Raw genomic sequence first — 12,037 nt, forward strand, 5'->3', positions numbered from 1 at the left:
CTAAGGCTGCAATAACGCCTGCTCCAGCACCATCAATACCTTTCTTATTTGTGGGATCTGTAACCCGCCAAAGCCGAAAAACGCAACTTCGTCGCTATTTTCTTTGCGCCATGCGCTTTCTGAGCCATTTTCAATGTTCTGTAGCGTATCAAAACGAACCCCTGCCTGCAGGCAGCGTTCCTGCAGCGTTGCCATGATGTCGGCCGACCATGCGACGCGTAAAGAGAGGTGCAGGCCAGCCGTTGCGCCATCAATTCTTCCGTCGGGAAACAGGGTGCACAGGCCGTTGCGTAAGAGCGTAAGGCGTTCTGCGTAATGGCAGGCCAGCTTGCTGATATGGGTATAGAAAACCTGGTTCTGCATCAATTCGGCCAAAAACTGCTGCAATAACCACTGACTGCCGTTGTTGTTGAGCGCCTTCATATTCTGTACTGCCGGAAGCAGCTCATCAGGACAAATGAGATAGCCAAGTCGTGCGCCTGGGCCCAGTGTTTTTGAAAATGTCCCCATATAGATAACCCGATTGTGATAATCCATCGCTTTGAGCGCAGGAAGGGGATTCTCACCGTAAGTAAAAACGGCATCATAATCATCTTCTATGATGTAGGCTCCGACGCGCTGTGCCCACGTCAGCAAAGCGCTGCGTCGTTCCAGCGAAAGTACACTTCCCATCGGATACTGATGTGCAGGTGTCACATAACAAAGTTGAGTTTCATATTCGGGTAATTTATCTGTACACAACCCATGGTTATCCACAGGAATTGACGTAATGTCGGCGCCGTAATAATTAAAAAGATGCCATGCACCAGAGTAACAAGGGGATTCGGTCACAATATGACACTTTTTTTTCTGACATATCGCATGATGAAGAATAAATATCTGGCTGAGCAGAGATAAGCCTTCCTGAATCCCGTTAGTAATGATGATATTGTCTGCGCGAGTATTAATTCCTCGGGATAAATTCAGGTATCTTACCATTTGCTCACGCAACGAAAATAATCCATTTGGTGAATGATAACGGGTAAATAATTGTTCTTTAAGCATGCTGGGCGAGTTATTCCATTTACGCCAACTGGACCAGGGAAAGGCATTCGGATCCGGCACGCCCATACGGCAATAGAACTCACGCCCCATCTCGCCATAGACATCCGTGGAGACCCCGGCAGGTTTGGGTTTTGCCGGAGGGGAACCCTCGGTCGCGGGCAGAAGCGCAGGGGTTCTTCGCATCGGCGTGGTGAAGACCACCTCATAGCCGATACCCGGTCTACTCTTAATTAACCCTGACGCCATCAGTTTTTCATAGGCCATCACAACCGTGATTTTGGCAACATTCAACGTCTGCGCCTGTTCGCGAATTGAGGGCAATTTATCCCCGCACAGTAAATCACCCTGCTGAATAGCCTGAAAATAAAATTGAAATATCTGTAATTGCAACGGTGTACGGCTTTCTCTGTTGAGAGACAGTGTCAGCATGAGAAATTCCTTATTGAAATAATAGGCACATAGTACGAGCTTCTTTTTTTTACTATTTTGACCCGCCTCATGGTGTGAATGCTGTTCCTATAATCTGCCCGCAGTGTCTCTATTTCCAATTTTTAATATCCCGTAGCGTGTGGATATTAAAATAATGGAGGCAAGTATGTCGTGGATAAGAAAAAATGCGCTCTGGTGCGCATTCGGCGGGGCTGTCGCAATGGCCTTCGTCATTTGGGGCTCGTGGCAAGGCATACACTACACCAGCACTACCGAGTTTTGTTTATCCTGCCACTCCATGCGCACGGTGGGGCAGGAGTATCAAACCAGCGCGCATTTCCGTAATGCGTCTGGCGTGCGGGCAGAGTGCAAAGACTGCCATATTCCTCCCGGAATTATCCCTACGCTGGTACGCAAGACAGAAGCCTTAAACGATTTGTACCACACCTTTATCTCTCCTTCGATCGACACCCCAGAAAAGTTTGAAGCAAAGCGCGCTGAACTGGCTCAGCGGGAATGGGCGCGAATGAGCGCCAATCACTCAGCGGCCTGTAAATCGTGTCACAGCTACGACGCGATGGATCATGGCAAACAATCTGCAAATGCGGCGGCACAAATGACCGCAGCGGCGGCGAAGGACAGCAATTGTATTGACTGCCATAAGGGCATTGCGCATCACAAACCGGATATGAGCAGCGGTTTTCGTGAGCGTTACAAGCAATTGCAGCGCCAGGGAGAGGCCCCAACTGAGGCCAGCACACTGTTTTCGATTGGCGAAAAGTCGCTAACAGCAACAGCGGGAAGCCCGGCCGGGAAAGCGCTGCTTTTTCCTGCTACACCGGTCAAGGTGTTGAAAAAAGAAGGGAACAACCTACAACTGGAAATGGTGGGTTGGCGTGAAAGTAAAGGCCGTGGACGAGTGATCACGCAGTACATGGGCAAACGCGTCTTCTCCGCCGTTCTCGATGACTCCCTGATGGCTAACGTCAACGTCCTGCAAACCCAGATTGATCCCGACTCACACCAGGAATGGCAGCAGGTGAGGATTACCGCGTGGACCTCAGCACAGGGACTTATCAGCGCGATCTCTCCTTTGTGGGAATACTCGGATCAAATGCTGCAATCCACCTGCAGCGCCTGTCACAGCACACCACCCACTACGCGTTATACCGCGAACGGCTGGATCGCCGGACTCAAAGCGATGTCAACGTATTACCGGCTTAATCCGGTGGAAGAACGCACGTTATTGAAATATCTCCAGACCCATGCCAGCGATGTGTCTGAAACCCAAAAACAGTAAGGATGACTTATGGATATTCAAGACTTTAACCCGTCTCGCCGCCGTTTTCTGACCGGAATGCTGGCGGTGGGCGCTGCCAGTGCGCTGGCGCCTAATCCGTTGATATCAAAAGTATGGGCCGCGGGGGAGAACCCTGAACAGTGGATCCAGTCTGGCTCACATTATGGCGCTTTTGAAGCCAAAGTCGTGAATGGCGAATGGACAGAAACGCGTCCATTTAAACATGACAAATACCCTTGCGATATGCTCAACGCGGTACGTGAAATTGTCTACAACCCTTCACGAGTACGCTATCCCATGGTTCGGCTGGACTGGCTGCGTAAGCGTGAAAAATCAGATCGTAGCCAGCGTGGAGATAACCGTTTTGTGCGGGTGAGTTGGGATCAGGCGTTGGATCTGTTTTATGAAGAGCTGGAACGGGTGCAAAAAACCTACGGATCTTCCGGGGTCTTTACCGGGCTGGCGGACTGGCAAATGGTTGGGAAGTACCATAAGGCCGGTGGCGCCATGGACAGAGGATTGGGTCTGCACGGCAGTTATGTCACCACCGTCGGTGACTACTCGGCGGCAGCGGCGCAGGTGATTTTGCCTCACGTCATCGGCTCGCTTGAAGTCTATGAACAGCAAACTTCACTCCCGTTGGTCATTCAAAATACCCAAACCATCGTGTTGTGGGGATGTGACCCAATCAAAAATTTGCAGATCGAATTTCTGGTGCCCGATCACGACGCGTTTGGCTACTGGCAGCAGATCAAAGAGGCGGTCGCTCAGGGAAAAATGCGTGTTATCAGCGTGGATCCCATCCGTAGCAAATCGCAAAATTTCCTCGGCTGTGAGCAGATTGCGCTGCGACCGCAAACCGACGTCGCCTTATTGCTCGCGCTTGCGCATACGCTGTATGAAGAAAAATTGTACGACACCGCCTTTATTAACGATTACACCGTCGGTTTTGACCAGTTCTTGCCTTACCTGACAGGGGAGACAGACAAGCAGCCGAAGAATGCTGAATGGGCCGCTGAAATCTGTGGGCTGACGGCTGAACAGATCCGGGAGTTCGCCCGTCTTTTAGTTAAAGGCCGGACGCAGTTTATGGGCGGATGGTGCGTGCAACGTATGCACCATGGAGAGCAGTACCCCTGGATGCTGGTGGTACTGGCCAGCATGATGGGGCAAATCGGTTTGCCTGGCGGCGGCGTGGGATTTGGCTGGCACTATAACGGTGGCGGGACGGTGACGTCAGCGGGGCCGGTGCTGTCCGGGCTTGGGAGTATTAACAACCCACCTGAGGCGAAGTATAAAGCGGATTTTCGTGGCGTCTCGGAGCATATCCCCACCTCACGCATTGTTGACTGCCTGCTTGAGCCGGGCAAAAAGATTGCCTTTAACGGCGAAACATTAACGTATCCCGACATCAAAATGGCGATCTACAGCGCGGCCAATCCGTTCCATGCTCAGCAGGATCGTAACCGAATGATTGAAGCCTGGAAAAAGCTGGAAACGGTGGTGGTGCTGGATCACCAATGGACCGCCTCCTGTCGTTTTGCCGATATTGTCCTGCCTGTCACCACGCGCTTTGAGCGTAATGATATTGAGCAGTTTGGGACTCACTCGAATAAAGGGCTGATGGCGCTGCATCAAATCGTTAAACCGCAATTTGAAGCACGCCATGACTTTGATGTGTTTGCCGGGTTGTGTAAACGTTTTGACAAAGAAGCGGTTTACCGTGAAAACCGTGATGAAATGCAGTGGGTTCAGTCGATTTATGACGAAGGGGTGAAGATGGGCGCTTCGCTCGGCGTCACCTTGCCGGATTTTGATACGTTCTGGAAGGGCGAAGGTTATGTTGAGTATCCGGCAGGGCAACCGTGGGTACGTCACGGAGAGTTTCGTGACCAGCCCGATCTGAATCCGCTGGGCACACCGTCAGGTCTGATAGAAATCTACAGCAAAACCATTGCGGGTTTTCAATACGAAGATTGTCCGGGGCACCCGGTGTGGATGGAGCCGTTTGAGCGCAGCCATCGCGGTAAGGGCACTCAATATCCGCTGCATCTTCAATCCTGCCATCCCGATAAACGCCTCCATTCTCAGTTGTGCTCAAGCGATGCGTTTCGCAATACCTATGCGGTGGCCGGCAGAGAACCGCTCTACATCAGCGAACAGGATGCAACCGCGAGAGGGCTAAAAGCCGGTGATGTTGCGCGTGTATTTAACGCTCGTGGCCAGGTACTGGCCGGGGTGGTCATTAGCCCCGACTTTACCCCCGGCGTGATTCGCATTCATGAAGGGGCGTGGTATTCCCCACAGGAAGGTGGAAAAGCCGGGACACTGTGCACCTATGGCGATCCTAACGTGCTGAGCGCAGATATTGCCACCTCACAGCTGGCGCAAGGGCCTTCTGCGCATACCGTGCTGGTGGAGGTTGAACGGTATCAGGAAAAAGCGCCGGAGGTGACGGGGTTTGGTGGACCTGAAATCGTGAAAGAGGAGGGGGCAAGTGCAGCATAATCTTATCAGTCAACAACGGGCGGCGGTGTACCAGTGGTTTTCGCAGCTACTATTTCGCGAATTGAGCGAGCAGCAGCTTGCCAGCCTGGAGAAAGAAGAGAATCTGACGTGGATAGCATCACTGGCGGCCATTCCTGGCGTCTCTTCTGATGTGAAAAACTTTGAGCGGAGTCTGGCGAGGGTTCTGCGGCGCGAATCGCGGCAACTGGAGCTGGCAGCAGATTTTGCCTCGTTGTTTTTGATAGCGCCGCCTGGCGGGGTTTCACCGTATGCGGGGCATTATCCACATACCACGGCGGCTGAAGAACGCAGGCAAATGAACGTACTGCTCGTGGAGCAGGGGCTGGCGCCACGGGAAAATGAGCCTTCCGATCATATTGCGGTACAGCTGGCGCTGATGGCTCGTCGGGTCGCGAAAGAGGAGGAGGTATCCGCACAATATTACTTTTTGCATCATCACATCATGTGTTGGGCTCCCCTGCTACGGGAAAGCTGTTTACAACGGGATGCTGAGGGGTTTTATCCTGAGGCGGTGAGTGTGATAGTGAGTTTTATGCGAGAGGATGAGCAGTACCTGGAATCCCTTTTGATGGATGATTTTTATCTCAGTAGTCAGCGTTGAAAATAACAAAGGGACAGCAAATGCTGTCCCTTTTCGCTGATACGGTAGCAGAATAATTAGTCTGCACGGCCCATATAGCGGCGTTCTTCGATATGAATACGGATTTTTTCACCCGCACTCAGATACTCAGGAACCTGGATAACCAGACCGGTGGTCAGGGTTGCTGGTTTGTTACGCGCACTTGCTGATGCGCCTTTAATGCCAGGTGCTGTTTCCACGATCTCCAGATCCACCGTCTGCGGCAGTTCAAGCGCCAGCAGTTGGCCATCCCAGAGCAGAACCTGCATATCTGGCATCCCGCCTTCAGGGATGAACAGCAGTTCTTCTTCAATCTGGTCTTTGGTGAAGGTATACGGGGTATAGTCTTCTTTATCCATAAAGACATATTCGTTGCCATCGACGTAGGAAAAATCAACGCCACGACGGCTCAGGGTAACGGTGTCAACGATATCGTCGCCTTTGAAGCGTTCTTCGACTTTCAGACCGGTGCGCACATCAGAAAAACGCATTTTGTACAGTGTGGCCGCACCACGTGCTGACGGAGATTGAATATCGATATCTTTTACAATCAGCAGTTTGCCATTGTAATTCAGTACCATACCTTTTTTAATTTCGTTCGCTCTTGGCATCGAAAGAATCCTGTAGTGAGGAGTGTCTAAAATATCGCGTCAAACTACTCGCGCCGGGCCATTCAGGCAAGTGGAATTCACACTTTTGCTGGTGCAAAAAAGGTGGTATACACTCCATCCTTCCCATCGCCTCCTGGCGCTAGCCGCCTTGATGTTTCGGGAAGCGTGTGTGTACACAGTTCGCGAGTGCACAATCCGATGGTTTACGATAAAGAGAATACTGTATGGAATGCCGTCCGGATTGTGGTGCATGTTGCACAGCACCGTCTATCTCCAGCCCTATCCCTGGCATGCCTGATGGCAAACCCGCTAATGTAAGGTGTGTTCAATTGTCTAATGACAACTTATGTAACATTTTCGGGTCAAAACTACGGCCAAAAGTGTGCGGTAGTCTTCAACCTTCGCCAGATATGTGTTCAACGGATCGTGACGCTGCTATGACTTATCTGATTCATCTGGAGTCCAGTACAGCACCATAAGTCTCTGTAGTGCATCAATCCAGCCAGCCTCACAAAATAAACAACACCGCCGCCATCTCTGGCGGCAGCTTGCCTTCAACAAACAGTATCAGACGGCAACATCGCGACGAGGTATGCTGGTACGTTGTTGAATTTCCCAGCGGTCGGCAAGGCCTACTCGCACATCAGACGGTGCCAGCATCGCACGGCCACGAATCAAATCCGCCGCGCGTTCTGCCAGCATAATCGTCGGTGCGTTCAGGTTGCCATTAGGCTCGGTCGGGAACACCGATGAGTCCACCACTCTCACGCCTTGCAGGCCATGAACGCGCAGTTCGGAATCGACCACCGCGAGACTGTCTTCACCCATCTTGCAAGAACCACAGGGGTGCATAGTACTTTCCATATTGGCGCGCACAAAAGCATCGATCTCTGCGTCTGTTTTCACATTCGGGCCTGGGGCCAGTTCCACACCACGGAACCTGTCCATTGCTTGCTGGCCAATTATCTCACGCGTCAGGCGCACACATCGGCGGAAGCCTTCACGGTCTTCTTCGCGTTCCAGATAGTTAAAACGGATTTCCGGATGCTGATACGGGTCAGCGGAACGTACACGTACATAGCCACGGCTTTTGGGTTTATTGGGGCCAGTCAGCACCATAAAACCATGTCCTTTGAATGGCTTGTCGCCGTCATAGCGCATTGCCGCAGGCAGGAAGTGGAACTGGATATCAGGCCAGCGTAGCCCCTTAGCGGAGCGAATAAATCCGCCAGCTTCAAAATGGTTGCTTGCCCCTAAACCGTCTTTGAACAGTAACCAGCGCAGGCCAATCATTGCCTTAGAGAACAGCCCCATTTTGCCGTTGAGTGACACCGGCTCTTTACATTCGAATTGAATGTAAATTTCGGAGTGATCTTGCAAGTTTTCCCCCACGCCGGGTAAGTCGTGTTTCACCTCAATGCCCGCTTTACGCAGCACGTTGGCCGGGCCAATACCGGAACGCTGGAGCAGGTGAGGGGAACCGATAGGACCCGAGGAGACTATCACCTCACGGGTGCAGTGCACGATATGGACCACCCCGTTTTGCTCATATTCAACACCCACCACACGCTTGCCTTCGAGTATCAGTTTACGGCTCATTGCATGGGTGATGACGCTCAGATTCGGACGCTCCATTGCAGGGCGCAAATAGGCGTTTGCCGTCGACCAGCGCACGCCATTTTTGACCGTCATATGCATGGCGCCAAAACCTTCTTGCATGTAGCCGTTAGTATCTTCGGTTTTTATGTAGCCTGCCTGTACACCGGCATCTACCCAGGCACCATACAGTGGGTTTTGCATATTGTTGCCGTTGTTGGTGCTAAGCGGGCCTTCTGAGCCTCGGTAGTCATCACCACCAAACTTGAAGTTTTCCGCTTTACGGAAATACGGCAAACAGTTGCGGTAACCCCAGTTTTTCGCCCCTAACGACTCCCATTCATCAAAGTCAAAAGCATGACCGCGAATGTAAACCAGACCGTTTATTGACGATGACCCACCCAGCACTTTGCCACGTGGGCAGTGCAGGCGGCGGCCATCCAGATAAGGCTCGGGTTCGGTTTCATAGTGCCAGTTGTATTTTTTGGTGTTCATCGGTATTGAGAATGCGCTCGGCATCTGAATGATGATGCTCTTATCACTCCCACCGAATTCGATCACCAATACCTTGACACCAGGGTCTTCTGTCAGACGGTTGGCCAGTACACAGCCTGCGGATCCGGCACCGACGATGATGTAATCATATCGTTTGGTAGACATAATATTTTTGCTCCATTTGGGCTCTGGACAATCGTCTCAGGCACGTTTTTTCGTCCCGGTGGTGTACTCCGGCATATGGGTTTCGATATGTGCAATTACCGTCTCTTCATGATGCAAATTGAGCGAGCGGCAGGCTATGTAGTAGGTGATGCTGGAGACGATAAGCCCGACAAGCCACGCCAAATCTACACTGCCCATCGCCCTGGCAATTGGGCCGATGAACACTTCCCGGTTGCCATCAAAGATGCAGAAGAAGGGGATCATCGCCACAAAGCCTACAAAGTAAGACAGCAAACCGCGCCCACCCCAACGGCCATAAATGTTGTCGTGCGGTAAGAAGAAATGTGGAATGGCATAGCGGCCGCGGCGCACGAAAAAATAGTCGGTGAGGTTGACCGCCGTCCACGGCACCAGAAAGTAAAGCATCACCACCAGGTAGATGTTGAGTACCGATAAACCGGAGCCTGAGTTGTAGATGCTCATAGCGACGCCCAGTTGCAAAAACACCACGAAGATAATCGCCACTACGCGTGCTTTAGCAGTCGGTTCTATCTTCTTAAAGGAGTCAACACTGGTGATGGTGGTGAGTTTGGCGCTGTAGATATTCATCGCGATAACGGGCAGGAAGGAAAGGATAGTGATGGCGACCACTACCGTACCCAGATGCGGCGCGAAGCCCGCACCCACCGCGTTAAGGGCGACCAGCACATTGGTGACGTGCAGATGAGCCGCCAGCCAGCCACCGACAGAAATCATCCATGCACCCGACAGCGATGCCCCTAAAAACACCGCCGCGATAAGCTTGCCGCTCGAGGTGTTTTTCGGTAGGTAACGTGAATAATCAGAAACATACGGTGCATAGGCGATGTTATAACTGGCCGCTGCCGCGAACTGGGCAACAAAACCAGTCCAGTTAAAGCCTAACGGCGATCCCTGAATGGCTCCTTCTACCGCTGGAGCGCCATGTACCCAGCCCATTAGCACCGCGAGGGTGACCAGACCATACAATGGCAGCGATAAATACAGTGACCATCTAAAGGTTTTGTGCATCCAGTCGTGACCGAGAATAGCCAGAATGGTGGCAGGCACCGTGACTGCGAGTGCGACTTGTATCGGGTCCCAACTGAACAGGGTTTTTAGCCCCTGCATCATCAGCACCAGGTTGACAATGTTAAAGCCTGCAAACACAAACAGCGTGGCAATTAATACCAGCACTACCCCCCGGTAACCAAACTGGGCGCGTGACTGAATCATCTGTGGCAGCCCGAGGTGCGGCCCTTGTGAACCATGGAAGGCCATGAACAGTGTGACAAACATGATGCCCAGCGTTCCGCCGATGGTGGTCCAAATCGAATCAAGACCGACACTTGGCCCGACAAAGCCGATGGTCATGGTAAAGAAGGTAAAGTTGCCGACAAACCAGAAAGGCCCCTGGCTTGAGAGTTTATCGGTGCGTTCATGTTCTGGTACAAAATCTATTGAGCGTCCTTCGATAGTGCTTTGCTCTCTGTAACTCCCTTTCACGTCTGTAGGTTGAGTTTGCATGATGTACCCCATGAGCAATAAGGGTGAAGCAATAAAATTCATCAAGCCAGCCACTGGCCTGTTCGCGTTCAATGCGCTACTGGGCCCCAGGCGAGCAGCATCATGCTGAAAGCCTGGGCAGGGGGGACGTTACGACGGCAGCGTTATCCAGACGGTTTTGGTCTCCATCAGGTAGTCGAGTTGTTCAGGTCCGAGATCCTTACCAAAACCAGACTCTTTATAACCACCAAACGGCAGGGCTGGGTCGATGGTACTGTGCGCGTTCACATACACTGAACCGGCTTTGAGTTTTGGGATCAGGGTGTGTACACCGGCAAGATCGTTGGAATAAATGGCGGCGGCCAGGCCATAGGGGGAATCGTTGGCAAGGGTAATAGCCTCCTCGACAGTATCAAACGGTGCGGTTACCAGCACCGGGCCGAAGATCTCTTCCTGGACAATTCGCATCTCATTGCGGCAGTGGGCAAAGATAGTTGGCTCAACAAAGAAGCCGTTTCCTTGCCGTGCGTGGCCACCGTAGTACAGTGTCGCGCCTTCGTTAATGCCCGCTTCAATGTAAGACAGTACGGTGTCTTTTTGTCTGGCAGATACCAGCGGGCTGATGAAGCACTCCTCGTCCAGACCCGGCGCTATTTTTAGCGTCGCGGTGTAGTCGGCAAGCGCTGCCAAAAACGGGTCATAAATACTGCGGTGGATATAGACACGCGTACCGGCATCGCACACCTGACCTGAGTTAAAGAACACACCGTTGGCAACAGCCTGGGCTGCTGCCGGGATATCAGCATCTTCTAAAACCAGAACCGGAGATTTACCTCCCAGCTCAAGGGTGACACGCTTGATATTTTCAACAGCAGTCTGCCCGACGGCTCGGCCAACAGGGGTTGAGCCGGTGAAGGTGACTTTGTCGATACCAGGGTGGCTGGTCATAGCCGCGCCAATCACGCTGCCATACCCGGTGATGATATTAACGACGCCGTCCGGGATACCCGCTTCCTGGACCAATTCGGCAAAGCGCAATGTTGAGAGTGAAGTAAGCTCTGCAGGTTTAATCACCGCGGTACAGCCGACCGCCAGTGCGGCCGCTAATTTCCACGCCATGGTCTGGAGCGGGAAATTCCACGGCACAATGGCGGCCACTACGCCAAGCGGCTCTTTGCGGGTATAGGCCAGATAATTGCCTGGCAGCGATGGCTCGACGGTGCGGCCATGCAGTTTAGAGGCCCAGCCTGCAAAATAGCGGAAGGTATCAATAGTGCCCTGGATATCAACAGCACGCGCCTGGGCTACCGATTTACCCATATCGATGGACTCAATTTCAGCCAGTTCATCGGCGTTGGCTTCAATCAGGTCAGCCAGACGGTGCATCAGCCGCTCACGCTCAAGGGGCTTCAGACCACGCCACTCACCGTGGTCAAATTGATGGCGGGCGGCGGCTACTGCGCGGTCAAGATCAGCGGTGGTGGCAAGTGGAATAGTGGTGAGTACGCCTTGTGTGGACGGCTCGATAACTGCACTCACCTCACCGGTGCTGCCCGTTACCCACTGGCCGCCAATGAACATTTTCTGCGGCTTAGTTAAAAAACACCGCGTTGCCTCGGAGATACCGTATTGGTCGAGATACTGTTGTACTGTTGCGTCCATTTGCATGTCCTCTCTTTTTTTATACCCAAATTTTGTCCCCCGGGTTTGGGGGAAGGGTGGCAA

Annotated in this window: 9 protein-coding genes; 4 read left to right on the forward strand and 5 right to left on the reverse strand. The window is 52.4% G+C overall.

Going from position 1 to position 12,037, the window contains the following annotated elements; translation table 11 throughout:
• Positions 1-1,473 carry a PLP-dependent aminotransferase family protein gene (locus tag N7268_RS17500; RefSeq protein WP_260863863.1) on the reverse strand — a complete coding sequence of 491 codons (1,473 nt, stop codon included), beginning with the start codon at positions 1,471-1,473 and terminating at the stop codon, positions 1-3.
• Positions 1,474-1,639: 166 nt separating this feature from the next.
• Between N7268_RS17500 and torC the strand changes: the two genes are divergently transcribed.
• Genes torC through torD form a run of 3 tightly spaced genes read left to right on the forward strand, consistent with a single transcriptional unit; the run spans position 1,640 to position 5,903 of the window.
• Positions 1,640-2,773, forward strand: a complete 1,134-nt coding sequence (gene torC / locus N7268_RS17505; RefSeq protein WP_260863864.1) for a pentaheme c-type cytochrome TorC — start codon at positions 1,640-1,642, stop codon at positions 2,771-2,773.
• Positions 2,774-2,782: 9 nt separating this feature from the next.
• Positions 2,783-5,281, forward strand: a complete 2,499-nt coding sequence (gene torA / locus N7268_RS17510) for a trimethylamine-N-oxide reductase TorA (protein WP_260863865.1) — start codon at positions 2,783-2,785, stop codon at positions 5,279-5,281.
• Positions 5,271-5,903 (forward strand): molecular chaperone TorD, encoded by a 633-nt coding sequence (gene torD / locus N7268_RS17515; protein WP_198903591.1) that lies wholly within the window; start codon positions 5,271-5,273, stop codon positions 5,901-5,903. Before torA ends, torD begins: the two co-directional genes overlap by 11 nt.
• A 56-nt stretch (positions 5,904-5,959) precedes the next feature.
• On the opposite strand, the gene yeiP is transcribed toward torD, so the two are convergent.
• On the reverse strand, positions 5,960-6,532 hold the full coding sequence (gene yeiP, locus N7268_RS17520; protein WP_198903592.1) for an elongation factor P-like protein YeiP: 573 nt from the start codon (positions 6,530-6,532) through the stop codon (positions 5,960-5,962).
• A 224-nt stretch (positions 6,533-6,756) separates the two neighbouring features.
• Here yeiP and N7268_RS17525 point away from each other — a divergent pair, with 224 nt between their 5' ends.
• The gene (locus N7268_RS17525; RefSeq protein WP_198903593.1) at positions 6,757-7,011 is read left to right on the forward strand and encodes a YkgJ family cysteine cluster protein; all 255 of its coding nucleotides are present in this window, start codon (positions 6,757-6,759) and stop codon (positions 7,009-7,011) included.
• An 88-nt stretch (positions 7,012-7,099) separates the two neighbouring features.
• Here the strand turns inward: N7268_RS17525 and betA are convergent, their stop codons facing one another.
• From betA to N7268_RS17540, 3 genes are all read right to left on the reverse strand, one after another.
• Positions 7,100-8,788, reverse strand: a complete 1,689-nt coding sequence (betA, locus tag N7268_RS17530) for a choline dehydrogenase (protein ID WP_260863866.1) — start codon at positions 8,786-8,788, stop codon at positions 7,100-7,102.
• 36 nt (positions 8,789-8,824) lie between these two features.
• Positions 8,825-10,333: a purine-cytosine permease family protein gene (locus N7268_RS17535; protein WP_260863867.1), complete on the reverse strand. Its 1,509-nt coding sequence runs from the start codon at positions 10,331-10,333 to the stop codon at positions 8,825-8,827.
• Positions 10,334-10,462: 129 nt separating this feature from the next.
• Entirely contained in the window at positions 10,463-11,974 is a 1,512-nt protein-coding gene (locus N7268_RS17540) for an aldehyde dehydrogenase family protein (protein ID WP_260863868.1), read from the reverse strand.
• Positions 11,975-12,037 lie beyond the last annotated feature (63 nt).

This window comes from Citrobacter sp. Marseille-Q6884 (genome assembly GCF_945906775.1).
Taxonomy (GTDB): Bacteria; Pseudomonadota; Gammaproteobacteria; order Enterobacterales; family Enterobacteriaceae; genus Citrobacter.

Coding starts and splice junctions, on each gene's coding strand:
- N7268_RS17525 (WP_198903593.1), top strand. CDS start 6,757: ATGGAATGCCGTCCGGATTGTGGTGCATGTTGCACAGCACCGTCTATC.
- N7268_RS17540 (WP_260863868.1), bottom strand. CDS start 11,974: ATGGACGCAACAGTACAACAGTATCTCGACCAATACGGTATCTCCGAG.
- yeiP (WP_198903592.1), bottom strand. CDS start 6,532: ATGCCAAGAGCGAACGAAATTAAAAAAGGTATGGTACTGAATTACAAT.
- N7268_RS17535 (WP_260863867.1), bottom strand. CDS start 10,333: ATGCAAACTCAACCTACAGACGTGAAAGGGAGTTACAGAGAGCAAAGC.
- N7268_RS17500 (WP_260863863.1), bottom strand. CDS start 1,473: ATGCTGACACTGTCTCTCAACAGAGAAAGCCGTACACCGTTGCAATTA.
- betA (WP_260863866.1), bottom strand. CDS start 8,788: ATGTCTACCAAACGATATGATTACATCATCGTCGGTGCCGGATCCGCA.
- torC (WP_260863864.1), top strand. CDS start 1,640: ATGTCGTGGATAAGAAAAAATGCGCTCTGGTGCGCATTCGGCGGGGCT.
- torA (WP_260863865.1), top strand. CDS start 2,783: ATGGATATTCAAGACTTTAACCCGTCTCGCCGCCGTTTTCTGACCGGA.